Raw genomic sequence first — 24,836 nt, forward strand, 5'->3', positions numbered from 1 at the left:
CTCAATTGAAGTCAGCCCAAATTAATCGGCACATTTATGCAGCTTACCCAGGAACAACAGCAGGTTATCGACGTCGGTTTCGAACATTGCCTGATCACCGCCGTTGCGGGTAGCGGAAAAACCACAACACTGGCTCACCGGATTATCGCGCTACTGCAACAGCGCCATGACCCGGGGCGTATGTTGATTCTGATGTTTAACCGGAATGCCAAGGAAGATTTCGAGCGCAAGTTAGGTCGGCTCTGCAATGAAGGCCATTTTCGGCTGCCGGAGATCCGTACCTATCATGCGATGGGTTACCGACTCTATCAACGCTTTGTCCGGGAGGGTTACCTGCAGCCGGTTAACCCGCAGATTCTCAGCGAGCAAGAAATCCACTATCAGGTCTGGAATTTAATCCGGGCTCTCGCCCCTTCCGATCTTGCCGACGAAATCAAACGCAATAAAAAGGAATATGTCGAGCGTGGTAGCCAGTTCATTGATCTGGTCAAGAGCACGTTGAAAAAACCGAGTGAAGTGTTTGCAGCATTGGACTACTCGCCGCGATTCAATTTTCTACTCGATCTGTTTGACCGTTTTGAGCAGTGGCGACGACAACACGCCCGCTATAGCTTCAGCGATATGCTTTATGAGCCGGTGAAATTGATACACGAAAATCCGGAGCTGCTGAGCCTGGTCACCAACAAAATGGATCTGGTTCTCGTCGACGAGTATCAGGATACCAATGAAATTCAGCACCTCTTACTGAAGTACATCGCGGGAGACCGGGCGAAAATCACGGTAGTGGGTGACCCGGATCAAACCATTTACGAATTCAGAGGCGCCAAGCCGGAATATATTCTAAACCGGTTCGCGAAGGAGTTTCCAAATCCCAAGCAACTCACCCTGAGCTACACGTTCCGCTACGGACACCGGATTGCCCTGCTGGCCAATCACTTGATCACGCACAACACGGGGCGCAACAATGTTTTGTGTCGCTCACATCCGACAGTGGATGACAGCAGTATATCATTGCACTACGGAGCAGATGCCGAACAGATTCTCAAGCTGGTCAACACACTTTCAGGGCAAGATCCGTCTTCTGGATCAGATCAATCTGGCCGCAGACTCAGTGATATCACAATACTTTGCCGGGTATGGAGTCAGAGCATTACCATTGAGCTGGCGCTGCTGGCGAACCGGGTTCCGTATCAAATCAGTGCCGGTAAAGGTGCCCTGCACTCCAAGGAAATGAACGCAGTACGTTGCCTGCTGGAGTTTGCATCCGGAAAATTCCGGGATTTTCCCATGGCCGTGCGGAAAAAACGCTTCGAAACGCTTCTGCGCTTTCCGCACTGTGGTCTGGCTGAAGACCGGATTCAGGATCTTAGCCAGAATCTCGCCAGCCATGACCGAAATTGGCCCGAACATTTACGGGAACGGCTGGGTCCCTCGGGCGGACTGTCCCTGCACCCTTTGCAAAAGCGTAAACTAGGCGCTGTTGCAGACGCATTACAACAGTTACTTTTACTGGCGCAGCGGGGTAACACCGCAGCCCAATGTTTGAAACACTACGCGAACGCCACCGAACTTTTTGAAGGTGTGCGTAGCCTCGCACTGACAAAAGATATTGCCGAAGAACGCGTGGCAACGATCACCGGCATATTCCACTACCTTTTTTTATTAAAGCTGGGCACAGCAGAGAGTCTGGAGCATTTGCAGGACCTGTCAGAGCGGGCCAACCAAAACACTGCGGATGATCGACTGTTACTGACAACCATGCACCGCGCCAAAGGGCTGGAATGGCCGGTTGTAATTATACCCGGGCTGAACGACAAGTTTATGCCTTATACCGTCCGGGAGAATGAGATTACGGCAACGCTACTGGAAAGCGAACGGCGTCTGCTATATGTCGCCATGACCCGGGCGGTGGAGCAGCTTCATCTGATTTGTCCCGCCCGTAAAAAATCGGCTCCGGATAAATCTCCGCCGCCAAGCCGCTTTCTGGGGGAGCTGGAATTCAATCTGTCCCAGGAGTTAGGGCACTATTTGGCAAAACGGAAAACGACGCTCCCCGCCCCCCCGTTCACCCCGGATAGGCCTTTAAGCACAACGGCCAGGCGCTATTGTGCCTTGGAAAATGTCACTTACGTTTCCCCCAAAAGCAAGGCTGAGCCCACTTCCGAGGAGCCTCAACTGCCCATTTGGCAACAACAATACGTTGATCACGCCATTTTCGGACGCGGCACAATCACCCGGGAAGAGAGTTCATCGTTTCAGGTTAAATTCGATGAGGGGCGGGTTCTGGATTTCAGCAAAAAAAGCGCTCACCTGTACTTTACGGCCATTACGGCTTGAATTAAAAAAAGCCGCATCGCCTTTTCAATTCTGCCGCTCACCATAGAGTTGGGCATACAAGCCCCCTTGCTGAATCAATTCCTCATGACGTCCGGTTTCAGCAACTTTACCATCTTCAAAGACGTAAACACGATCGGCCTGTTTCACGGAGCTGAGTCGATGGGCGATGATCAATGTGGTGCGTGTCTGCAAAAAATCCCGCAGAGCCTCATGGAGGTTATACTCCGTATCGGCATCCAATGCCGAGGTCGCCTCATCCAGTATCACGACAGCAGGATTGGCCAGTACCATGCGAGCAATGGCCAGGCGTTGACGCTGACCACCGGATAAGCGGATGCCCTGCCTGCCGACGATGGTGTCCAGTTGCCTTGGCATCGCCTGAATCGTATCGTGCAATTGGGCTACCTTGAGGGCATGCCAGTAGTCCTCGTCGCTAAATTCTCGCCCCAATCCCAGATTATTCCGAATGCTATCATTGAACAGCGCCGGGTGTTGCAACACCGTTGCCACATTTTCACGAACAACATTCATCCCGATCTTAGTGACCGGAATACCGTCAAAATAGACCTGCCCCCGTGTTGGCGCATACATCCCCAAAATAACTTGCACCAGCGTGGACTTGCCCCCACCACTCGCCCCAACCAGCGCGACTTTCTCCCCGGCGGCAATATCCAGAGTAACGCCGGACAAAACATCACTGCCATCACCATAAGCAAAATGAATATCCTCAATATGGACACTGACGGTGGTTTTTCCAACAAACGGATTGACTTGCGGCGGAAAGTAAGGTTCTTGCTTGAGTTCAAACAATTGGTTAATGCGGGCGAGCGCGGCCTTGGCGGCGTAATAGCTGTATTGAATGCCCAGAACCTCCTGTACGGGAGCCATCATAAACCAGAGGTAGCCGAATACAGCAAACATATAGCCAATCGAAAGATCCGAAAACAATACGGTCAATATTGCTGCGCCCCGGAACACATCCACCCCAAACTGAAACAGCATAAAACTGACCCGGTTTGCGGCATCACTTTTCCATGCGTAATGTATCGAGTGATCTCGGACGCCACGAGCCCGATCCGTAAGGCGTGCCATATAATGGCGTTCACGGTTGGCCGCACGAATCTGGTGAATGGCATCCAGGGTTTCGGTCAGGGCCTGCTGGAAAACTTCATAGGCTTTATTTTCCTGACGCTTGAGGTGTTTCACTTTTTTCCCGATCACCGTCGTAAAGTAAATCACCATTGGATTGAACAACAAGATCACCAGCGCCAATTGCCAATGCATCCAGAGCAGCACCGCAGACGTCCCGACCAGTGTGAACACCGCAACCAGAAAGCGACTGATCGAAGCACCTATAAATTGATCAAGGGTATCCAGATCGGTCACAAACCGCGATGCCACCGAGCCACTGCCCACGGTTTCATATTCCGCCATGGAGATATGCTTCAGGCGCACCAGCATTCTAGAGCGGATTTTATAAATGATATCTTTGGAGATAATGGCAAATTCCTGCGCCTGAAGGACATTGAATCCCAGCGACGCCAGGCGCAGGATCAATACAAACAACAGCATGGCCAGGATATACAGCACAGGACCATGCCAATACACTGGAGTCATTGCATCAATAATCGGCGTCACAGGCCCGGGTTCATGCAGCAGAATTTCATCCACAAGCAGGGGTAACAGCAGCGGCACCGGAACGGCCGCAAGGGTAGCCAAAATGGCGATCAGGTTTGCTTTTATTAATTCCCGTCTGTGCTCCAGAACCATCGGCAGGAGATCACGCCATTGATAGCCTCGAACGTTGCGCCAACTCAACGGCGCGGCACGCTCAGAGGACGAAGAAGTTGTATCGGGGTGGGGCATTTTTACTCCAATTTCGCATCCACCATACATCCGGAAATTAATCCTGGATGAGAACACGATATGCAGCATATCGTTGGATATATAAAATCATTATGATCTGACTGTACCCAAAATCCGGTCATCTTGCGAGTATCAATTGGTCAAATAGCCCTGCAGGTTCAGGCAGGTTGCCATATTTTGCCTTTTTTGAGCCCACGGGTTCCTGAATTGTGCCCGCACTCCGCCACAGTCTCGGCGTTTAATAGAAATCAAGCAACACATCATTCAGCAAACGCCTGTATTTCAAAAGCAGCATGTTATTCAGATGAATATGCAGAACGAGGACAAGATTATGCGTCGAGACAAAACCAGTATACGTGGCGATAAAACAAGACAAGTCAGGAAGCAATGTTTGTTTCTCTTACCCGTGACGCTTCTGGCCGCCTGTGCAAGTCAGAATCCTGCACCAGAAAGCAGTACTCAGAATACACCCACGTCATTGATCAGCATGAATCAAATGACGGATTCCATGCCCACTTCAGGCCCTGAAAACGCTCACAATACCGACCTGATCGACAACGATGAGTCCGTCAACCCATCCCGCTCAATGCAAAAGGAGCAGCCCAACATGACAATTCTGGTGATTGAAAATCAGGAACAAGCCAATCAGGAAGTTGCCCGCCTAGCCTATAACATGGAACGGGAAGCACAAAAGCAACAAACACCAAATGATATTGAGGAGACAGATGAAACGCTGGAGGCGCCTGCTCAGAAGCTGTTTCACTACGGCTTCAATCAGGTCAACCTGAGTGTGGAAGATATTGAAATCATCAAATCCCATGGCCGATATTTAACTCGACACCCGGAATACCTGATCACCATTCATGGTCACACGGATAACCAAGGGGTTAGTGGCTACAACCACAAGCTGGCCCGCCAAAGAGCTCAGAAAGTTGCCAATATACTGAAGAGCGAGGGTGTTCTTGAACACCAGATCAAGATCGTCGCCTGGGGGAGTGAACAGCCGGTTTCACGAAAGGACTGGTTGAAAAATGATATCGCGCCCGACCTGTCCGAACGCGAGCGTCAGGCACAAAATCGAAGAGTGGAATTGGAATATACGGATTTTAAGTACGCCATTACGGCATCGCCCTGAATTACACATCCCTTCTATAACTTATGCTCCCTGCCCTGTTAGCCGCCTGCAAGAGGCGGCATTTTTTGCCTCAGGCTGCGGACATTCTGTCAGCCCCCATACGCACAACATTCCGTTCGGATGATCCATTGGAAGCGGTTGCACCGAAGCCATCTGCAGACGGCTCAACCTTGAATCGCCCCACCGCCGAATTCAGTAACTCACTGCAACGCACCAGGTTTCCACTCTCCAGTTCCGCGCGCTCTACGCATTGTACAGACTCATCTGCCAGACGATTTACAGCCCCTACGTTGTCACTGATTAGCCGCGCCACCTGGGCTTGCTCTTCTGTGGTCTGGGCAATCTGGATATTCATGGCAGACATTTTCTCCATAGCCGCCACAATTTGCTTCAAGGCCTGCCCTGCTTCAGTCGTTGAGTGCTGTGTATTTTTGGCAAGCTCGACCTGACTGCGAATCGAGTCAACCGCATCTTCCGTAGAATGTTGCAGTCGATCTATAATTTCTTTAATTTCCTTGGTGGAATCAGAGGTTCTCTGGGACAAACCGCGAACCTCCTCTGCGACAACCGCAAAGCCTCGACCCTGCTCACCAGCCCGCGCAGCTTCAATGGCCGCATTCAGGGCCAGCAGATTTGTTTGTTCCGCAATATTAACAATTACGGTCAGAACCGCATCAATACTGCGCGCCTCTTCTGACAAACTATTCAATTGTGACTCCGTACGAAAAACACTGTTGACCAACTCACCAACATTACTCAACCCGGCCTCCAGCAATTCATCGCCCCGTTTTACTGCGGTATCTGCCGACTGTGCTGCATCTGAAGCTTCGGAAGCACTCTGTGCCATTTGTGCAAATGACTCGGTCATATCTTCTATTGCACGATTGATATTATTGGTTTCATGGAGCTGTTGTACTGTTTTGCTGTTAACCTCCCGTGCTACATCAGCAATTGTTTTGCTGGAAACACCAACGGCGCTGGAGTGGCCACCGATATCTGATACCAGAGAAACCAGTTGTAGACGAAGATGGTTGGCAGAGTCTTTAAGGCTCTTTGTTTCCTCGGTCTTGGCGAGTATGTCGACTTCACGGGAAAAATCGCCCTCGGCATACTCCCGAAGGAAAGGCTGAAGACTCTTGATGCGCTGGATAACACCACGTTGGATCGTATCAATAATAAACGCAACCAGTGCAATCACGAGCACAATGCCGATATTCGAAGCACGAACCAATGTGAAAGCATCATCGAACATGGCAGATATGGAACTTTTGGCCTCGGAAAGTTCATTGCGCAAATCAACAATAAGGCTGCGTATCTGAATCTGACTGCCCCATGATTGTTTGATTGAGCCTTCTGTATTGGTGAAGTCCTTTTCGTAACGGCGCAGAGCGGAACCAAGGTTTGCCACAATGGTTTCGGCTTTATCTTCCTCCTCCGGCTCACCCAACATGAATTCGTTATCCGCCTCAAGATAAATTCCGAGGAAAGGCAACGCCTCAATCTCTTGATAAATTGCCAATGCTGCACTGACATTATCAAACAAGGCGGTCTTGGTTTTCGAATTCTGATCCGCAAAATAACTTTCCCGCAACAAACTGCGATCCACAAGATTCGTGACCAATTCATTCGCCAACTTCACATACGTTCGAGCAGCCTGCTCATCATTCGACCATCCTTCAAGGGCATAATCGATTAAAGAGGAAATTTCATCCCTGACCTCACGATCATTCTGCGTGAGCAACACCTGTGGATCCCCGGATAACTTTCCCGCTGCACGAAAGTCGCCCTTTAAAAAGGTTTCCAGCTGTTGTAATGAAGGCGTCAACTGTTGCTGAAATGCTTCCGGGAACTCGCCCAGTTCAGTACTGAGAGCCTCTAGACCGGTTTCCGCGCGCTGCAAATTCAGGGCATTTCCCGAATCCAGATAATCCAGTAAGGGTTGCTCCACTTCGAGACTGAAGCGGGAGAACAACTGATCGTAATCCGTTATCAAGTCTTGTGGTTTCTTAAGGTGACTCAACCCCCAATAGGTCGAATAACCGAGAATCAGAGCAATAAAGATCAGGCTTGTCGTGTTGATTCGGGCGAGAGTTTTAAGCTTTGGCATCTGTAATTCAGTCCAGAATAGATTCTTGATCGCTTCGACCGTACCACAAAGCTGTTGCAATCCGGTGACTGCCCAAAAAGGCGTAGAAAGGGGTAGTAACATCTACAGATAGATAGATAGATAGATAGATAGGACGGCAAAGTGACTGAACTACACAGTCAAGTGCAATAAAGCAGTTCGAAATAGAGTCCCGAGTACCCTGAGGAAAGCAGAGTGCTCGGGTTTAGAGATGTGCTCCCCATTTGATTAGGCGAACATTTGGCCGGGTAAACACAGGAGCACGAACTCCGCGGTTAATTACTTGGAAGCATCAACCATAAATTCAACAGCAGCACCCACTTCCTCATCGGAACAATCCATGCAGGTTCCACGGGCAGGCATGGCATTGAAACCATTGATCGCGTGGGAAACCAGGGTTTCCAGACCTTGTTCGATACGCGGTGCCCACTGTGCAGCATTTCCGCTCACTGGCGCACCTGCAGCACCGGTACTATGACAAGCGGCACACTTGGTGTTGTACACCTCTTCACCGGAACGAGGGCCGGAACTCGCAGCTGCAGCCACTGGTGCCGCGTCAGCACAAGGGTCGCCCTGAACACAAACCTCACCAACAGGCTTGATTCGTTCTTCAATGGCTGCATCTGAACTCGCCTGTACAAAGGATGTTCCAACCATCAGGAACATCGCCAACAATTTCAACCCGTTTTTCACGTTTCACCTCTAATTGAAGTTTGATGTATTCAGTACGGACAAACCGCAACCCTAAAAAATAAGGGGGCATTATAGCGACTTAATTGTCATGCTTAAACAATCATCAGACATGTTTATGCAATATTCTGAAAATGCAGGGGCAGTAAAGGCAGTAATATTGGTATTGCCCTGCCAAACGTGGTAAAAATGGCTGCGCCGTCAAACACATCGATTTGAAACTGACGCAAGCTATTGAAAATGCCAACGATTGATTACGAACGATTGTTAACGTGAAGAGGTTTACCCACAGATGGCCATTGCAGTTCGAAAAGCAGCATTGATCATAGAATTCACCAGCCTGGGCATTCTGATACTATGGCTTTTATGGGTGGCAGAGATGAAGCCACAAGAGAGCCGTTTAACACTCGCCAACCTGACCCTCCCGTTTACCGCCAGTTTTTTTGTACTGGCAGGCTTTATCACCGATCTCTATTTTCGCTGGATCAAGAACACCGAACAGAAACGAAACACCGTGCACTTGTTGTTATTTTGCTTTCTGGCGCTCTGTTTGCTAGGGGTTTGGGCGGTAAGTCTGATGAAAACGATCACGACATTGGGATAACCGAGCCCCTTAAACCCGTATCTGGCTCAAGTGGTTATTCAAATGCATGACATGCGCGGCGATATAGTCCTGCTTCGCCAATACTCCGTAGGCGAAATGAGGTTGCAATGGTCCTTCATAGGCTGCAAATTTGCGCAATGTTGAATCGAGATGCAAAAGAGCGGATTGCACATCCCCTTCTACCTCCCAGCGGGGCTCTCCTGGAATCGGCTCGCTCAAATCATGGTGCATCGCGCCTTTCATCGCAAACGCAGAAAAAGCCCATTGACCCACCGAATTCTGAAACCACTCCGGTTTGTGCTCCGGAAAGCCATCCATGGAATACTGAATACTCTGGGCCAGATGACGGAACACCTGAAAGGCTGACCACTCACCAGTACTGATCACCACCCGCCCTTGCAAGGCAGCAAGCTTGCCAAGTGCTGACTCAATGGTAAGCGGTTGGCCATTGGAGTGGCTCAACCAAATCCCGCCACCCGCTCCAAGCGATGCAATACCTGCAGCGCTGTAGAGCAAAAATTGTCGACGCTTCATTATGCTCTGATTATCCTGCGTATTTATTTCAATTGTTCCGTACATTTTAATCAGATTGCTTTTTTAAAGTTGATATCTGGATCAAATTCGGCGACTTTGCTCAGCATAGCCCGGCCCAAAGCTTCCTGCCCGGCTTTGATCGAAAGCGATCCCGCGCTCGTCAGTGCACTTAAATAGAGCCTGACCAATCGAAACGAAGTCATCACACCATTAGAGAATTCAATCCGGGACAACATTTCCCAGTTTTCCGGAAAATCAATCTGGGGCGCAATCGCGGCCATCATCCTTTTCGCCACCTCAAGCGCTTCAGTAACACGGGTCTGTTGCAAATAAAGGTGGTACAACTGCAACAGCACCCCCAAATTCTGTGGCTCAATCATGTAGGCCCTGATCAATGGTTTTTCGGCCATTGCGGACCCTTCCAGGTGATGGGCTTGATCCATCAGCTCTTCCACTTCGAAGGATGTGCCCCCGTCCACATAGGCACTGGTACTCTGAATATCCTGCAATTCAATCATTGTTATTACCCCCTGGGCGCACCAAGTTTTTACCCCTAAACGATTGCATGTCAGGTTTCACTATTACAACAAACGTGCCATCCAACTTGTTTCGTAGACAATTAAAAGTCGTTGAATTCCGACCTGGTCTATCCTGACGGCGATAAAACAATAAAAAAACAGAAACAATAAGCATATTTTTCATACACTTATAGACACCAATAGACACTGACTCAATCTGAATAGCTCGCGATAACCAGGCATGAATATCACAGCATTCAGGACGACAATTCCCGCAATATTTTGTAGTACATGATCACAATTTCAGGCTTTAGGTCACAATCCCGACGAAGGGTGAACAGTGCGATCAGATTTCGACTTGCACAACTGCACAAGAAGTGAGCATTCACCCGGGGAATGCCAGCTTTTAGACTACCCCCAAAGTTGTATCCATATCGCACGGGATGATTAGGGTCTGTTGACGTTTCATATTTAACCTCTGTTGAGCCTGAAATTCGCTCAATCAAGGAATAAGGAGAGTGGTTTGGTTATTCCAAATGAACGACGAGTGACGCGGAGTGAGCGAATTTCAGGCTCAACCCTTCGGGCCAGCGCTATTTTTTCGCCCCGATGCGTTGCTGCTCGTTGATGTAGAATAACTACACGACACTCGCAGCGCCTGACTGGACAAAAAAATAGCGCTGGCAGAGGCTAAATATGAAACGTCAACAGACCCTAGACAGTCTCGACAATTTTTCCAAGGGATTCAATGCACGCTTAACATTTACTTACGTAATTTCTACCAGCATTTCCCGGATCCTTCATATATACTTCCTAAAAAGCAGAGTAACCAGAGGATCTTGAGTAGTTGCAACCTCTGGTTTGCATTGAAAATCTTACAACTTCAAAAAGTAGCTACAGTTATGGATATCAAGAACGCGTTGGTGGTCGACGACTCCAAGTCGGCCCGATTTTCACTTAAAAAGTTACTGGCGACTCAAGGTGTAGAATCTGCATTTGCCGAATCCGCAGGCGACGCACTCAACTATCTTGAGACGAACCGCCCTGATGTTATCTTCATGGATCATTTAATGCCTGGAATGGATGGATTCGAGGCTGCCAAAGCCATCAAAGCCAACCCAAATACGAACACTATTCCTATCGTGATGTGTACCTCCAAAGAAGGTGACGAATACGAGAAACAAGCCAAAGCCCATGGTGCTTTTGCCATTTTACCCAAGCCCGCCCCCAAAGACGTTCTGGCCTCCATGCTCATCGAGCTAGCGGCAATCCCTCAAGACGCCCCGGTGGCCGCCTCAGAAGCCGCTTCAGAACCCACAGCAGCGACCCCATCCTCCGTAGCCGCCAGTACGACCGCTGGCGTGAACCAGCGTGCAGTTGAGAACCTGGTCAGCAAGCTGCTCGAGGAACAGCAAGCCAGTCTTCTGAAGACGGTTCAGGAAGCTGCACAAGCCACCGTAACCACAGCTGTGAGTGGCGCATTGGCTGAGGCTCGGGAGCCACTGACAACCGATATAGTGGATACACTGACACCACAATTGACCGAAGCCGCTTCACTCGCAGCACGTAAAGCAGTGGAAGATATGCTGGAAACGCAGCTTGGCAGCGTGCGCCAGGAGTTGCTACAGCAAGTGAATGAACGACTGAGCAGTGTCCAGGCCGATATTGAGCAAAGTCAGTCCCTTACGCCGGAATTAATTTCAGAAGTGAAGGCAACAGCCGAGCACTCCGCCCGGGAAATTGCAGCCGAGACCGCTCGACAGCAAGCACAGGAAATCAGTCAGGATATCGCGTCCCAAACCAGCGAGACCGTCGCCCACGAAGTCTCACAAAACCTCTTCACCCGAGAAAAGGAAAGCATGCTCGCGGAGATGAAACCACAAGAAACATCCAACAATGGCCAGCTGTTTGGCATTATCGGTATCGTTGTCGGGATTGTGGCCATCGCTTTAAACTTCGTACTGTAATTAATCCCCCTTGTTTTTGCGCACGGATCTGTCTGCAGTCTTTTGAAGAGACAGATCCACGTAATATACTTGGCTCACGTATACCTTGCTCACGATGAAACACGATGTCCAATATACGCTAACCCCCAGCGGTGAACACTTTGATGGTGTGCTCGGAGGTGTGCAATGGTATGCACCTGATCCAGATGCCCCGCTTCGACTGACGTTCAGCTTTCCGGATGAAAATGCCGAGTACATTTTCGATGACGACACCGGCTACTCGGAAACCTACAGTCCTGAGCCATTGCAACCGGGCTTTCAGGCTCTGCCCAACGACTACAAAGCGTTGGCGCGCAAGGCTTTGTTTGAAATATCCCAGATCGCCAACATTGAATTCGTTGAAACCACTGACAGCCCCGATGTCGATATTCGCATTGCAGTCACATCATTCAATGACAACGACGTAGCCGCATTTGCCTACTTCCCCTACCCGATTGCTGAATCGACAGAAAATGCGCCTTTAACCCCTATGGCCTTCAGCGGGGATATCTGGTTGGTTGATGACTGGATTCACTCCCCGCTGTACGACAGCGAATTTATCAGTGTTTTCAGCCATGAAGTCGGTCACGCTCTGGGCCTTGCCCACAGTCATGAAGGCGGAGAACCCGACACCCCTTTCGCGACAACAACGCTTCCCGGGGCACAAGATTACTACCGATACAGCGCGATGTCCTACAACTGGCTGCCAGACGGCCAGAATGAGTCCGATGCTCAGTATCTAACCGAAGCGGCCACACTGATGCCTGAGGATATTGCCGCCTTGCATTATCTATATGGCCCCCCGCAGGATCGTGACGATGATGTGTACGTTCTCCACGCCCCCTATGAGTGGGATCTGAATGGTGCATACGCAGACTTGGCTGAATCATTAAATGCCGCCTATCACGAATACCCTTCCGGTTATGTATCAATCGTTGACGCTGGTGGTGAAAACACGTTGATCATCAACCAGAACAACCCGCTCACCCTTACACTTGAACCTGATAGCTGGCTGGATACTGGCGGAGGCTACCAACTTCAAGGCTATCGGGACCCAAACCTGTATCTTGCCGAGGGCACCCAGATATACCGCCTGATTACCGGCGCGGGAGATGATCAGCTGACAGGCACATTTAGCGGGAATCATATTCAGTCGAACGGCGGGAATGATCATATTTGGGGCGGTACCGGCCATGATATCATCGAGGCCGGATCGGGGGATGATGTCACCTATTATCGTGGTGGCAACGATTCAATTCTTGGCGGTGATGGCCAGGATACACTGGAGATTGAAGCTACTGACTCCTTCGGGTTGTACAAATTTTTTACCGCCAATGATGAGCTGCGCTTACTGAATTTACTCACGGCGGAACAGATACAGCTCGATTCAGTTGAAACCCTCAACTGGGGCACCATGACCCTTGGCAGTGCGCAACTGTTTGCGGATATCAAACAGTATAACGCTGAACTGATTATTCCCGGTGACGCGCCAGCACTCGCCGAGGCATCGATTCTTTCCCCGGGCCTTGACCATGGTCTTGCCACAGCAGAGCAGGCACAACTGTATCGAACCTACCTCGGCGCGATGGGACGCGCGCCGGATCAATCCGGTTTTGAGTGGTGGTACGAGACACAACAGGCGCAATCCCTCAGCGGATCAATAATCGCAGGCTATTTTATTGACTCACCGGAATTCATTGCCCTCGCTGACCAATCCCGGGATGGAGCCGTCTCCAACCCGGAATTTCTCGCGCACGTGTACACGAATGTATTCGGTCGCGAAGCTGATGCCGAAGGCTATGCCTGGTGGCTGAACGAACTCGACTCCCGCGCCCAGTCTCAGGCGGATGCTTTTCACCTGATGGCACAATCAGATGAGTTTGTCCTCCTTACCGCCGGGAATATCTATAACTGGCCCTTACTCTGAGGCCCAGGATGCAGCAGCACATACACAACCGGTATTAAAAACAAGGTAATCAGCGTTGATGCCAGCAGCCCACCAATTACGGCCCGGGCCAGTGGTGCCTGGGCATCTGCGCCCTCCCCGATACCCAACGCCAGCGGCAACAAAGCGAGTATTGTAGTCAGTGTCGTCATCAATATCGGTCGCAGGCGACGTCGCCCGGCTTCCAGAACCGCCAGTTGGACATCGGGGAAATCATTCCGGTACAACTGTCCAGCCTGATCAACCAGCAGTATGGCATTATTAACCACAATCCCGCCCAAAAGAATGCAGCCGATCCCGGATTGAAGGTTCAGCGTACTCCCCGTGACAAACAGGATGACAAGCACACCTATCGCCGCCAGAGGTACTGAAAACATGACCACTACGGGTGCCTTGAATGACTCATATTGGGAAGCCAGAACCATGTATACCAATACCAGGGCCAACACCAGAGAAACCAGCAAATCATAACCTTTGGATCTGACAATATTTCATCCAGTGAACATCGTTCTGCATTCTCCAGCTGTACCAGAATGCGATAGGAATTACCGTTTTCATAAACCTGCTTAAACCTACTCATGGTTTAAACGAGCCTATCCCTACAGCGCAGGGTGCGCGGAAAGCAAGGTAGTGCTTTCCTGAATCAAGTCGGGACTCATGCCCGGTCTACCATCAAGGCGAGCCTCAACGGAGTAACTAACCCGATTCACACGACGAAAGTGACGCCAGCCACTCAGAAAATCTAATGATGTTTCGAGTGGTTGGTACCAACGCTGAAGTTTGTGGTAATACTGATAATCCCCGAGCGCCATCCTTACAGGCGGATGCTCGGCCTTAACGGTACCCTTCGCGTTAATACCAATGAGTTGTTTTGGCGGCTTTTCTTTAAAGCCATAATGCCGACGACCAATCACTAACGCGGCCGCATGGTGATCTGAGAAACCGTGTCGATCGCGATACTTCATCCGCCCCAGTAATGAGGTATAAGCCGGATTGACGTGATAAAGGCGTATGCCGCGTTTTATGCTTTGCGTTTCAATCAAGTCCTTGATCTTGCCGTAAGCAAAGGCATTCAACATGCGGGCATACTGAGGATGATCCTGCTTTTGGTATTGCCGTTTCTTCTGCTGAAAATCCAGCTTTTCGATCACCACTGCTTTACTTTGCTGTGCGGCAAAGTCCATCAGGTCGCGTACGGCATCCCCAATAATGGCTGCCCGTTGAGCATCATTCTTATAGTGTAACGGTAAGTCAAACGTTCGGTGTTGCAGTGGGTTACCGTTTCGATCCAGCTCGACGACCGCTAAGTGATCCAGGTTGACATCCACACCGATGACACCTTGGTCATCACCGATCCACTCTGCTTGCTCTGTTGGTCCTGCCACTTCCACGCTAACGAGTAACCGCCAACCTTTTTTGTCTCGCTTAAATCGAAAACTCAGGGGTTGCCCTTTGATTGATTTATTGTGTTTTTTAGCCTGATTCTGCCAAACGGCTTGGGCAATCGCCGCCTTACCATGCTTGAATTGCAGGTGATCAATGTTAATGGTCGTGCCAAACGTGGCGCGTAATTGGTGGGGCACCAGGAGTTTTAGCTGGTAAGCACCTTCTTGCTCACTGGGCGATAGCTGGGCATTTTGACACCCCCAGGATTCATCATGAGAACCCACCAAGAGAAATTCACGGTGTCGCGCTTCGTGCCAGCGTTGTTTCCAGCCTTCAATGGCCGAACCCGTTTCTAACGCTTGACGCTCTTTCAGCAGCTTTCGACCACCAAAACAAATCGGTGTTTTGTTTTCCTGTTTTTCGGCCACCAAGGCGGACTGCTTTTGCTGCCAACGACGCAGTTTAACTTCCTTCTGTCGTAACCTGTTGCGAAGTTGTTTTGCCTGTTGCGGGCTGCCTTTCTCTGCAACATGATCACAGCGCTTCTTTAGCTTGTTGAGCGTTTTCTCCAGCTGTTTGATTTTAACGTCCAGCGTCACCAGCCGGTTGTTTCGATTGGTTTGGTAAGACTGGATTAAGCCTTTAATGCTTTGCCGTACGCCTTGAAATACCCGATAGCTGAACGGCATCCCCATTTCATGCATAAACTGGGTACGATTCAATTGCTGGGCTTTAGGCTTTTGTAAGTTAGCAAACCAACGAAACTTCACTTGATTCCACAGCTCGGCATATTGACACAATGCCGCATCCTGCTCATGAATCAAATCAAGCCGGGTTTCAAAGGTGAGTGTTTTCGTTGGCGTATCCACTAGGCGATAGCTCGTTGATTTTTACGACGATAGCCAACAGGCGTACGGAAATCTGAGAAAAATCGTGATTCTTTTTCCCAGTGACGAAGGGTGGAAACGGCCACACCCAGCAGAAAAGCGGCTGCGCCTATCGATAGAAATTCAGCCATAATCATCACCTCCATCCATGAGAAAACAATACTGTACAAGCTACTGTATATGAGTAGGTTTAGTCAAGTATTTCGTTAACTGTTAAAGCCCTGACAATCCGGGTGAGCTTTCGGTAAGTGTCCCGTACGGTGGCGATCTGGCCCAGTGTGACACTGACACCATCTCGCTGCATGACTTCAGTTTTGCGAACCTGATTCAGATCCACGAACTCCGCTGGAACCAGAAGCGTAACCTGATAGCGGCCCTGTTCGATTGTGCCGGTGGGCAAATCCAGGTTGGCATCACGAAGGGCATCCAGAATATTATTCACCGGAATATTCAGGGCGGTAATTTTTGCAGGATCAAGCTCCACTCGAACTTCTCGGTCGAAACCGCCCCAAGGGTCAACCTGAGCCACCCCCGGCAGACGCACCAAGCGATGCCGTAACTGGTTCTCCATGATTTCGGTCATTTCCACCGGGTCGAGACGACTGGAAATCCCCAAAATCACAACCGGAAAACTATCGATATCAAACTTGCTCACCCGTGGCCCGACAACATCATCGGGAAGTTCATTCACTTCGTCTTCCAGCGTGGCTTGCAAGTCCATCGCGGCGGCATCAATATTAGTCCCCCAGCCAAAACTGACCCGCACCGAGCTGTCACCCTCTTCTGAACGGGATTCAATTTTTTCAATACCGGGAACCGTCGCAATAATTTCTTCGATAATCTGCGTAACCAAGCGCTCCACGACTTCGGGACTGGCGCCCTCATAGTCAGCTCTCACAGTTAACGTGGGCAATTCAATGCTGGGGAGTAAGTCAATTTGCAGCCGGCTGAGCGCGACGCTGCCGATAACCAGCACCATCATTGTCAACATCACAACTGTGACGGGCCGCTGAACACTCAATCGAGGCAAATTCATTGCACATGCTCCCGGCTTGGAGGGATTGCCTGGGTCGCGCTGATTTGCTTGGCGGGAATCTGAACCGGCATGCCGTCATCCAGCAACTGCTGGCCTAAAGTGACCACCTGCGTAGCAAGCAGCCGCTCCATCACCTGTTGGTCTGCTTCCGCAGTCAACTGTATTTGAACTTGCCCCGCATTCTGAATGCCGGGTTGTACCGGAATCCAGCGAGCGGTTTGCCCCTCATCCACGATAAAAACTCCAAACGCTGAATCACGCTGGCTCAACGCTTGCTCTGGCACTAAAATCGCATCCTGAACCCGTGTCAGCTCAACCGTTGCCCGAACAAACATACCGGGTTTCAACCTGCCATCGACATTGGCAATTTTAAGCTCGACTCGGGCCTGACGGGTATTTTCACGAAAAACAGGGGCAATTCGGACGATTTCCCCGAGGAACTGGAGGCCCGGAAATACATCCGTGCTTACCGATGCCTGCTGACCTGACTTGAGTTGTCCATAGTCTCGCTCAGTGACGTAAAATACCGCCCTGATCGGGTTCAATTCAATGATTCGCAACAACGGGGTGTTGGCGGAAACCGTGTCACCCTCCTCCACAAAGCGCTCGCCCACAATGCGCTGGCCATCACCCCCTTGCCAAATAGCATTAATTCGAGTGTAGCCCAGGCGAATCTGGCTGAGATTAAGCAGCGATTCCGCCCGCTGTAACTCTGCACTACTGACTTCGAGCTGCGTTTTTCGGGTTAATTGTGCGATCACGGCAGCATCGTAAGCCGATTCCGAACTCAAACCCCGCTTGCGTAACGCCGATACCCGGGAAAGCTCACGCTCGGCAATCTCCAGCAAACTTTTAGCCTGTAACAAATTTGCTTTCGCCACAGCCATCTCGGCCTCAGCTTGTGCTACAGCCTGCAAGTATTCTGCATTATCCAGCTCGACAACGACCTGCCCCCGGGTAACCGGGTCTGCAAGATTAACGTGCAATCGTTCGACTCGGCCGCTGATTTTGGGTGCAACAATCAACTGCCCTTCGGCCTCCAGCGTTCCGGTAAACTCTCTGCGCTGTGCAATCGAACCGATGTGTATATCTGCCAGCTCAACGGGAATGGCGGCGGCTTGAGCGCCCCGGTTTTGCGGTGTACCCGAATCCTGCATAAAGCGCCAGGTAATTGCGCTACTCAGGCAAATAACAAGCACAAAAACGACACCGGCTCCGATATTTTTTCTCATTCTGGCCATATTCCTGTAAGTGGATGAAAGCGTTGTCAATTATTCTGACATATCAGGACTGGGGAGGAATACCAGCTTTACATTCTCTTAACGATTACCTGAGGATTACATTTGCAGAGACGGTTACAACAGGCTGAACTCGAGCGACCATGATCAACAAATATACAGACTGTAACACTATGGCGGTTTTATTTTTTTCAGAAATATGACAGTATCAATCTACACCCTTCGGGGAAATCAGAGCGCCTCCAGCGCTAAAGGGGAGTTTATAACTCCCCTTTTTTCCAGCTCTAAACCATTTTCAATCTCCAGATAACACCCGTTATAAAATAACCTTCACAAGAGCTCCCGCCTGTCCGATATTTTTTTCACTAAAATTTAAGCACTTACGCAAATCAAAAATAAAATACAAAAAAAATAAAAATTGTTGAGGGGAATCCGGCAGGTTTGTCGCAACATAAATTAAGGCCGACAGTTGCGGACTATTTTTATTGGAGACCAACGTTGGTATTCGACACTAACGTCGGTCTTCGACGCTTAAGTGCTATAAACTAAAGTACGGCTGAAGTACGGAATGAGATAAATCGTCGTGAGGCATCGCGCCAACATGAAAAACATTAACGATGAAACAGTACTTGCAAATACTTTCAAGGATGAACTGAATATGAAACGGGCTTCACACCGAATTAAAGTCAAAAAGCTGAGTCTGTGGGTCTTACTTGCTTTCTTTCTGCACCCCGTTGGTTATGCGCTTGCTATCGCAGATTCACCCGAGATGGTGCCTTACATATCTGTGCGCTGCATCCCCGAAAGCCAAATCTTCGAGATCCGTACGTTCGAGTTTCTCCGTGCCGATCATCCCGATACCGGTCGGGTTCAATTGGAGAACCGTAAAATCACAGCAGGGCCTTACGGAATGTACCCGCTTGAGAACGCGTCTATCTCCTGTCAGTTAAATGAAGATGTAATCGTTACAAACCTGCAAAAAAGCAAAGGCGGCCGGTTCACCAACACCGCCAAAGCCACCGTGGAAATGAACGGCACTCCCTTGATCAATAATGTGCTGATTGCCGGTTCCACCCCTGTTGATGCAACCTTCCTTTATGGTTTGTTAATTCAACAACGTGGACACCATTATTTTTCCCAGGCCGAAGTCGCCAATTCTCAATTACAGCGAGGTGTGATTCTGCTTGATATCGCGGCACGAACCTACGACTACCAAGACATTGAGAGTGCGTTTGACACCTACATTGCCAAAGTCCACTGCAGCAATCATTACATTCACAACTCGCACAAAATGTTAACCGATGGAGATGACTATCAGTTCAGAGACCAAAGCGGCTGCAATCGCCTTTCACGAACGGCGCGACGTCGATTTATAGAATGGCCAACGTTCTAATTCTGAAAAAACGATCCGGTGTGTATTGACGTTTCATGATCGCAATCTACGAGTCATTCCTTCGGTAAAGCCGAAGGATCAGCGTCTGCTGTTACGATTACTGACAACAGAAATATTAACCAATTAATCAACAAGTTATAGCAAATTCAAATTGATCATTAACCACGATCTTTTCGAATCTGTTTCAAAATTTCGATTGCCTTCCTGCGTTTGGCCTTAATCAAGTTCAATTCATCTTCCAGCTTCATCCTCGTATCATCGGATAATTCTGCCTGTAGCTTGCGTTTTATAGCCTTGATGCGTTTCTTCAATATTTTTGCTTTATCGCGGATTTGTTCCCGGCGTTTTAATTGCTCTCGCTTTTCTGCGTCCAGAAACAATTGAATTTTCTTTAACGCTTTCATCACTCTACTGGATTCAGGCATCGCTACTGTACCTCACTCAACACTAACCCTGATGTTTATTTCGTGCCAGTTCTTCTATTTCGTCAACCGCCAGATTAAGCTCCATTTCAGCAGGGTCAACACCGGCACTGACAGATTTCATGATGATTTCAGCAGAGTCCACCAGTGCGCTGATAATCTGGCTGGAGTAATGGCCATCTTTGAGCAGTGAGCCAGACACAGCTCCCGGAATATGGCCCGCCCTTATGATCTTGAAGAGATCCCCATTTTTGATCAAGTCCGCCTGTTCAGCGTAGATTCTAATCCGGTCACAAGTCAGCAAGTCGTGCCCCTTTTCAAACTGTTGCAGACGTAACAACTCCCGAATACATTCTGCGATACGGATGCGAAAGTTATTATATTGCTCGACAACCCAGGGATTGTCAGACTCAATAAAGTGAATGAGGTTTTTATTGAGATGCTTACTCGCTTTTACGGACTCAATCAATTTCTGACAGGCTGAAAGAAGCTGTACCAGCAACACACTCTGATTGGGTGTCAAGCCGGCCTGAACACTCGATGCGAACTCCATTATCTCGGCATAGAGCTGTTTAATATAACGCTCGTAAAGATCCTCAATACCATGAAACTGCTCCTGACCTCGGATCTCGGGTAGCTCATGGCTCAAATCAGCCTTACTACTCTCCACCAGATCACGGGGAATCGACATGCCTCGCAGCACAACTTCCAACGTATTACTGTAAAGATGTCGAACTTCCTGAATCAACGCTTGTATTGCCGTATCCGGATACAGCTTCGCCGACGCATTCAGGTATTGCGCCTTGACGACTTCAACCCGCTCATCTGTTTTGTTTACAGGAAGCCGGAGCTCTGCACGACGGTTTTTATCTGGTAGCCAGGTTTCCAGTTTCGTCACCAGCGTCGCGGTGAACGGGATCATAATCAGGATGCCCATCAAATTGAACAAGGTATGAAACACAGAAAGTTTAAGGGTGTAATCATCATCTGCTATGGCTAACGCGGCGGACACCCAATCCACTGTATGCTGCAATGGCACAATTATTAACAAGGTTAAAAGACCGGTACTCACGTTAAAAATAACATGGGCAAACGCCAATCGTTTACCTTCAACATTTGCACTCAACGCGCCGAGGATTGCGGTTATAGTGGTGCCAACGTTTGCACCAATCGCCAGCGCCAATGCATTGGTATAGGTGATTTGTCCACTCGACAAGGCGGTAATCGTCAGCACCAGCGTCGCATGACTCGACTGCATGACCACAGTCGCAACGATCCCCAGCAGGGTATAAATCAACAACCCTTTAAAACCGGGAATGGCATACTGGGTTAGGTCAATTTGGTCACGAAAGGCATCAAAGCCCTCTTTCATGTGGTGGATGCCGAGAAATAGAAAACCAATTCCGGCAAAAATATACCCCAACCCCTGCCATTTTTTATTCCGCTGGAGCACCAATACCGCCCCAAACACCAGTAATGGCATGGCATAGGCGGAGATATTCACTTTCAGACCAAAGCCTGCAACCAGCCAGGCACCGGTGGTGGTCCCCAGATTGGCACCAAAAATGATTCCAATACCTTGACTTAGGCTCAACAAACCCGCACTCAAAAAAGAGATCGTCAACACAGAAATCAAGGAGCTGGACTGCATCAGCGTCGTAGTTGCAACCCCGAACGCCATGCTCTTGGGCAGCGTGTCGGTAGTTTTCTGAAGAACGCGTTCCAGTACCCCGCCGGTAAACGCTTTGAAGCCTTCTTCCAGGGACAGCATGCCAAATAAAAAAATCGCAACACCGGCGCAGATCTGAGTCAAATTATCGCTTAACCAGAATAGATAACTCAGAATCACCAGCAGCACCGGCAACAAAATTCTCTTAATCAATGCAGTCAATACACGCCCCCACACTTCAACTCCAATTATTCAGGATCGACTCCGAACCAAACAGGTTTCTGCCAATCATTCTTTTATTTGTGCCTGGATACAGTTTAGGACAGCTATCCACGAGTGACAGGTTCTACGCCCCCTATTGTTCTTTCCATTGATTCAACGCAATTTAGGGGCGGCAAATACCACAGTGGAACTGTTCGGTAATTCTGTGAAACAATATCGCCATATGCTGAACAGTACCCGCCTTTTCCGGCACCGCATTCAACGCGATGGTAAACACCATGAACAGACAGAAACCAATATTGAACATGGCAACCCGCACAATTCGACTCTTCTTCGCATTCTGTGCCCTGGCGCTGATTGGCTGTAGCCAGCAAGATCTGCATTTTGCTATTGAGTACGATCAGGTTAATGGCCTTAAAAAAGGGGCTCCGGTTACCTACCAGAGCAACCCCGTTGGCATCGTCGAGGCAATTGACTATACCGATCAGGGCACATTCTTGGTGGCCGTCGCACTCACCTCGGAACACGTATCCCTGGCCACAGAGCAAACCGAATTTGTCATCCGCAATAATCAATCCGGAGATGGCTTTGTCGACCTCATTGAAGGCTCCGCGCAAGGTGCCCTCATCCAGGACGGCAGCAAAGTCAAAGGGTCTACAGCCCTTGATGCATTGGCAGGTACCTTTGAACGGAAACTGGGCGCGCAATTGCAATCCTTCACGGCTACGATGCAACAGGCCTGGGCAGACCTTCAGGGTATCCCTGTGGAAGAGCAAATTGGACAACTTGAGCAGCAGATTGAACATTTTCTTAACCAGTTTGAAAGCGCCGGAAAAACCACGCAAGACACCCTGAAAGAGCAGGTTATTCCGGCATTACGGGCACAAATCGAGCAACTTCGTAAAAAGCTGGAAAGCCTCCATCGTGAAGATGAAATACCCCCGCTGGAAGAACGCCTTAACAATCTAGAAAATGCTATTGAAGCTTGATTCCGACACAATAGAATCGCATTCGACTCAGAAAATCTAAAAACATCAGAAGATCAACAAAATAAAAGGCTAATCTATGCACTTACTCAAACATGTCCCCCTGTTCGCGGTAATTCTGATCATTTACAACATCACAGCATTCATGGGTGAAGGTTCTACACCGATGGAGGCCGCCCTGTTTTCATTGAACCTGGTTTCCGGCGCAACCCTGACCCTCACGCTGGACATGTTTATGGTGTTGCTGGGCCTGCTGGTGATGTTTATCGAACTGCTCAAAGCCACTCGATCTTCCGTGGCCTCGGTGATTGATCACGGACTCTCAACGGTCGTATTGATTGTTTTTATTCTGGAACTGATTCTGGTGAAAAACACGGGCACCCCCGGCTTCCTGGTGTTAACCATTCTCGCCTTCCTCGATGTCGTCGCCGGTTTTACCGTCACGATTTCATCTGCTCGACGGGATGTAATGGTCGAGCACTGAACGCGAGAATATCTGGTTAAAGACGACATTTAGACAAAGACAACATCAGGTCAAAGACAACAGTGCCTGCGCCAGACGGGCATTGTCGTAATATGGCGCAGAGGCTTCCGTGACCAACTCCGTCTGAATCAGCTCGATACCTCGCTTGCGAAACCAGCTGCGGGACAACCCCGCATCATATCGACTCAGCTCATTGTCAACTAACACGTAGTTCAAGAGGTGTGTATCTTCAACTTTGTCACCGACCCCTTGCCTCAAATATTGCAACAAAGTCTCGATACTGTCGGTCAAATTCATGCCAAACTGTTCCGGGTCAACCCCGAGATTCGGCACATAAACTTTGGGTGACGCATTACGTGCGACAGCACGGCCGACACCATCGGGTAATAGCGTTGCAATAATGCTGGAATAAAAACTGCCGGGGGGATAACAGATCAGGTCCGCATCATGGATCAGCTTTGCCACTTTTTTGCGCAACTGAACTACCGCCGGTTGATCCATTTGTGCCGACCCCGACAACCACATACGACTAATCCGGGAAGCTATGGGTGGTACCTCTTTACCTGTAAACAGGTGCTGCCCCAAAACCGTTTCACCGTTCTCCAGCTGAACTGCGAGGTGCAACGGGTCGTTAACAATGGGGCGCACAATACCCTGCACGACCAATAGTTTGGAAAATAAAAACAAAATCGGGTCAAGGTGCTCCTGGTAATTCAGGTACCCCCCGGTCAATATTAAATTACCGATACTCGCACCGGCCAGATCGAAATGCTCCGGCATGGCCTCCCGGAAAAAGCCAAGCTGTAAACGGATCAAACGCCGCATCGGATTAGGCACAGAACGAATCAATGGATGCTGACCGGCAATCAAGTCCTCCAGTTCCTGCAATAACGCCACCCCGGTTGCCTGTTCAGACAAACGGTAATTGGCCAGTGCATAGACTTCCGGGTTGCCTGTAATACTGTCATCTGCCAAAGCCATCAACCGGCTGCGAACATCCCCTACTGCAGGCATGTTGAAAACCTGCCTCAGTTTCGCCGAACTCCCACCCGAATCAAAAGGAGTTAAAAGATGAATACTGTTTCGGGTGTAGGTCGTCAATTCACGACTGAGCCCTTTTAATGCCGTTCCCCCTGTGAAAAACAGCACTGATGACCCCAGTTCGGGTAAGCGCCGATAGCGTTCAAGGCGGACAGGGTCTGGAATTTTGACTTCTCGGGTAACCGTGATAGGCGGCATAATCCTCACAACATCTTATTTTCAATACAGATTTAGGATACCCAGCATATCACTGATTAAGCGGCAAAACGATTATCCGTCCTGTGATTCTTACATAAACCGAACTTCTCGGGTTTACTGATCCTTCTGCTTTCA

Annotated in this window: 21 protein-coding genes; 8 read left to right on the forward strand and 13 right to left on the reverse strand. The window is 49.5% G+C overall.

Annotated elements, in window-relative coordinates; translation table 11 throughout:
* Positions 1-36: 36 nt before the first annotated feature.
* Positions 37-2,337: an ATP-dependent helicase gene (locus tag OLMES_RS24130; protein WP_087463601.1), complete on the forward strand. Its 2,301-nt coding sequence runs from the start codon at positions 37-39 to the stop codon at positions 2,335-2,337.
* 24 nt (positions 2,338-2,361) lie between these two features.
* Here the strand turns inward: OLMES_RS24130 and OLMES_RS24135 are convergent, their stop codons facing one another.
* The gene (locus OLMES_RS24135; protein ID WP_332454918.1) at positions 2,362-4,203 is read right to left on the reverse strand and encodes an ABC transporter ATP-binding protein; all 1,842 of its coding nucleotides are present in this window, start codon (positions 4,201-4,203) and stop codon (positions 2,362-2,364) included.
* 331 nt (positions 4,204-4,534) lie between these two features.
* Between OLMES_RS24135 and OLMES_RS24140 the strand changes: the two genes are divergently transcribed.
* On the forward strand, positions 4,535-5,338 hold the full coding sequence (locus OLMES_RS24140) for an OmpA family protein (RefSeq protein WP_157678538.1): 804 nt from the start codon (positions 4,535-4,537) through the stop codon (positions 5,336-5,338).
* Positions 5,339-5,408: 70 nt separating this feature from the next.
* On the opposite strand, the gene OLMES_RS24145 is transcribed toward OLMES_RS24140, so the two are convergent.
* Complete coding sequence (locus OLMES_RS24145; RefSeq protein WP_157678540.1) at positions 5,409-7,445, reverse strand: methyl-accepting chemotaxis protein; 2,037 nt, start codon at positions 7,443-7,445, stop codon at positions 5,409-5,411.
* A 297-nt stretch (positions 7,446-7,742) separates the two neighbouring features.
* Positions 7,743-8,156, reverse strand: coding sequence for a c-type cytochrome (locus tag OLMES_RS24150; protein WP_232465196.1), 414 nt, complete (start codon positions 8,154-8,156; stop codon positions 7,743-7,745).
* Positions 8,157-8,445: 289 nt separating this feature from the next.
* Here OLMES_RS24150 and OLMES_RS24155 point away from each other — a divergent pair, with 289 nt between their 5' ends.
* On the forward strand, positions 8,446-8,757 hold the full coding sequence (locus OLMES_RS24155) for a hypothetical protein (RefSeq protein ID WP_087463604.1): 312 nt from the start codon (positions 8,446-8,448) through the stop codon (positions 8,755-8,757).
* Between the two features lie 9 nt (positions 8,758-8,766).
* On the opposite strand, the gene OLMES_RS24160 is transcribed toward OLMES_RS24155, so the two are convergent.
* Both OLMES_RS24160 and OLMES_RS24165 read right to left on the reverse strand, forming a co-directional pair.
* Positions 8,767-9,291, reverse strand: a complete 525-nt coding sequence (locus tag OLMES_RS24160; protein WP_157678542.1) for a DUF1569 domain-containing protein — start codon at positions 9,289-9,291, stop codon at positions 8,767-8,769.
* Positions 9,292-9,341: 50 nt separating this feature from the next.
* Positions 9,342-9,809: a hypothetical protein gene (locus OLMES_RS24165; RefSeq protein ID WP_087463606.1), complete on the reverse strand. Its 468-nt coding sequence runs from the start codon at positions 9,807-9,809 to the stop codon at positions 9,342-9,344.
* Positions 9,810-10,711: 902 nt separating this feature from the next.
* Between OLMES_RS24165 and OLMES_RS24170 the strand changes: the two genes are divergently transcribed.
* Together OLMES_RS24170 and OLMES_RS24175 are read left to right on the forward strand one after the other, a co-directional pair.
* Positions 10,712-11,776 carry a response regulator gene (locus tag OLMES_RS24170; RefSeq protein ID WP_087463607.1) on the forward strand — a complete coding sequence of 355 codons (1,065 nt, stop codon included), beginning with the start codon at positions 10,712-10,714 and terminating at the stop codon, positions 11,774-11,776.
* A gap of 94 nt (positions 11,777-11,870) precedes the next feature.
* On the forward strand, positions 11,871-13,721 hold the full coding sequence (locus OLMES_RS24175; RefSeq protein ID WP_087463608.1) for a DUF4214 domain-containing protein: 1,851 nt from the start codon (positions 11,871-11,873) through the stop codon (positions 13,719-13,721).
* Here the strand turns inward: OLMES_RS24175 and OLMES_RS24180 are convergent.
* From OLMES_RS24180 to OLMES_RS24195, 5 genes are all read right to left on the reverse strand, one after another.
* The gene (locus tag OLMES_RS24180) at positions 13,700-14,203 is read right to left on the reverse strand and encodes an efflux RND transporter permease subunit (RefSeq protein ID WP_198343109.1); all 504 of its coding nucleotides are present in this window, start codon (positions 14,201-14,203) and stop codon (positions 13,700-13,702) included. The genes OLMES_RS24175 and OLMES_RS24180 overlap by 22 nt on opposite strands.
* Before the next feature lie 135 nt (positions 14,204-14,338).
* Positions 14,339-15,994 (reverse strand): IS200/IS605 family accessory protein TnpB-related protein, encoded by a 1,656-nt coding sequence (locus tag OLMES_RS24185; protein ID WP_087463609.1) that lies wholly within the window; start codon positions 15,992-15,994, stop codon positions 14,339-14,341.
* A complete protein-coding gene (locus OLMES_RS28130) occupies positions 15,994-16,143 on the reverse strand; it encodes a MerR family DNA-binding transcriptional regulator (protein ID WP_157678543.1) in 150 nt (49 codons plus the stop codon). Before OLMES_RS28130 ends, OLMES_RS24185 begins: the two co-directional genes overlap by 1 nt.
* Positions 16,144-16,202: 59 nt before the next feature.
* Entirely contained in the window at positions 16,203-17,048 is an 846-nt protein-coding gene (locus tag OLMES_RS24190) for an efflux RND transporter permease subunit (RefSeq protein WP_087463610.1), read from the reverse strand.
* Positions 17,045-18,280: an efflux RND transporter periplasmic adaptor subunit gene (locus tag OLMES_RS24195; RefSeq protein WP_157678545.1), complete on the reverse strand. Its 1,236-nt coding sequence runs from the start codon at positions 18,278-18,280 to the stop codon at positions 17,045-17,047. Before OLMES_RS24195 ends, OLMES_RS24190 begins: the two co-directional genes overlap by 4 nt.
* Before the next feature lie 607 nt (positions 18,281-18,887).
* On the opposite strand from OLMES_RS24195, the gene OLMES_RS24200 reads away from it, so the two are divergent.
* On the forward strand, positions 18,888-19,679 hold the full coding sequence (locus tag OLMES_RS24200) for a hypothetical protein (RefSeq protein ID WP_087463612.1): 792 nt from the start codon (positions 18,888-18,890) through the stop codon (positions 19,677-19,679).
* A 158-nt stretch (positions 19,680-19,837) separates the two neighbouring features.
* Here OLMES_RS24200 and OLMES_RS24205 read toward each other — a convergent pair whose 3' ends face one another.
* Both OLMES_RS24205 and OLMES_RS24210 read right to left on the reverse strand, forming a co-directional pair.
* Positions 19,838-20,104, reverse strand: coding sequence for a hypothetical protein (locus OLMES_RS24205; protein WP_087463613.1), 267 nt, complete (start codon positions 20,102-20,104; stop codon positions 19,838-19,840).
* Between the two features lie 22 nt (positions 20,105-20,126).
* Positions 20,127-21,992, reverse strand: a complete 1,866-nt coding sequence (locus tag OLMES_RS24210) for a Na/Pi cotransporter family protein (protein WP_198343110.1) — start codon at positions 21,990-21,992, stop codon at positions 20,127-20,129.
* 278 nt (positions 21,993-22,270) lie between these two features.
* Between OLMES_RS24210 and OLMES_RS24215 the strand changes: the two genes are divergently transcribed.
* Together OLMES_RS24215 and OLMES_RS24220 are read left to right on the forward strand one after the other, a co-directional pair.
* Positions 22,271-22,981, forward strand: coding sequence for an MlaD family protein (locus tag OLMES_RS24215; protein WP_157678547.1), 711 nt, complete (start codon positions 22,271-22,273; stop codon positions 22,979-22,981).
* Between the two features lie 76 nt (positions 22,982-23,057).
* The gene (locus OLMES_RS24220; protein WP_087463615.1) at positions 23,058-23,462 is read left to right on the forward strand and encodes a hypothetical protein; all 405 of its coding nucleotides are present in this window, start codon (positions 23,058-23,060) and stop codon (positions 23,460-23,462) included.
* A 45-nt stretch (positions 23,463-23,507) separates the two neighbouring features.
* Here the strand turns inward: OLMES_RS24220 and OLMES_RS24225 are convergent, their stop codons facing one another.
* Positions 23,508-24,701, reverse strand: a complete 1,194-nt coding sequence (locus tag OLMES_RS24225) for a GAK system CofD-like protein (RefSeq protein WP_087463616.1) — start codon at positions 24,699-24,701, stop codon at positions 23,508-23,510.
* Between the last annotated feature and the right edge of the window lie 135 nt (positions 24,702-24,836).

The organism is Oleiphilus messinensis (assembly GCF_002162375.1).
GTDB lineage: Bacteria > Pseudomonadota > Gammaproteobacteria > Pseudomonadales > Oleiphilaceae > Oleiphilus > Oleiphilus messinensis.

Bases quoted from the DNA above. Each gene is read 5' to 3' on its own strand.
- OLMES_RS24190 (WP_087463610.1), bottom strand. From the start codon at position 17,048: ATGAATTTGCCTCGATTGAGTGTTCAGCGGCCCGTCACAGTTGTGATG.
- OLMES_RS24130 (WP_087463601.1), top strand. From the start codon at position 37: ATGCAGCTTACCCAGGAACAACAGCAGGTTATCGACGTCGGTTTCGAA.
- OLMES_RS24135 (WP_332454918.1), bottom strand. From the start codon at position 4,203: ATGCCCCACCCCGATACAACTTCTTCGTCCTCTGAGCGTGCCGCGCCG.
- OLMES_RS28130 (WP_157678543.1), bottom strand. From the start codon at position 16,143: ATGGCTGAATTTCTATCGATAGGCGCAGCCGCTTTTCTGCTGGGTGTG.
- OLMES_RS24175 (WP_087463608.1), top strand. From the start codon at position 11,871: ATGAAACACGATGTCCAATATACGCTAACCCCCAGCGGTGAACACTTT.
- OLMES_RS24160 (WP_157678542.1), bottom strand. From the start codon at position 9,291: ATGAAGCGTCGACAATTTTTGCTCTACAGCGCTGCAGGTATTGCATCG.
- OLMES_RS24170 (WP_087463607.1), top strand. From the start codon at position 10,712: ATGGATATCAAGAACGCGTTGGTGGTCGACGACTCCAAGTCGGCCCGA.
- OLMES_RS24155 (WP_087463604.1), top strand. From the start codon at position 8,446: ATGGCCATTGCAGTTCGAAAAGCAGCATTGATCATAGAATTCACCAGC.
- OLMES_RS24215 (WP_157678547.1), top strand. From the start codon at position 22,271: ATGAACAGACAGAAACCAATATTGAACATGGCAACCCGCACAATTCGA.
- OLMES_RS24195 (WP_157678545.1), bottom strand. From the start codon at position 18,280: ATGAGAAAAAATATCGGAGCCGGTGTCGTTTTTGTGCTTGTTATTTGC.
- OLMES_RS24225 (WP_087463616.1), bottom strand. From the start codon at position 24,701: ATGCCGCCTATCACGGTTACCCGAGAAGTCAAAATTCCAGACCCTGTC.
- OLMES_RS24140 (WP_157678538.1), top strand. From the start codon at position 4,535: ATGCGTCGAGACAAAACCAGTATACGTGGCGATAAAACAAGACAAGTC.
- OLMES_RS24145 (WP_157678540.1), bottom strand. From the start codon at position 7,445: ATGCCAAAGCTTAAAACTCTCGCCCGAATCAACACGACAAGCCTGATC.
- OLMES_RS24165 (WP_087463606.1), bottom strand. From the start codon at position 9,809: ATGATTGAATTGCAGGATATTCAGAGTACCAGTGCCTATGTGGACGGG.
- OLMES_RS24205 (WP_087463613.1), bottom strand. From the start codon at position 20,104: ATGCCTGAATCCAGTAGAGTGATGAAAGCGTTAAAGAAAATTCAATTG.
- OLMES_RS24200 (WP_087463612.1), top strand. From the start codon at position 18,888: ATGAAAAACATTAACGATGAAACAGTACTTGCAAATACTTTCAAGGAT.
- OLMES_RS24220 (WP_087463615.1), top strand. From the start codon at position 23,058: ATGCACTTACTCAAACATGTCCCCCTGTTCGCGGTAATTCTGATCATT.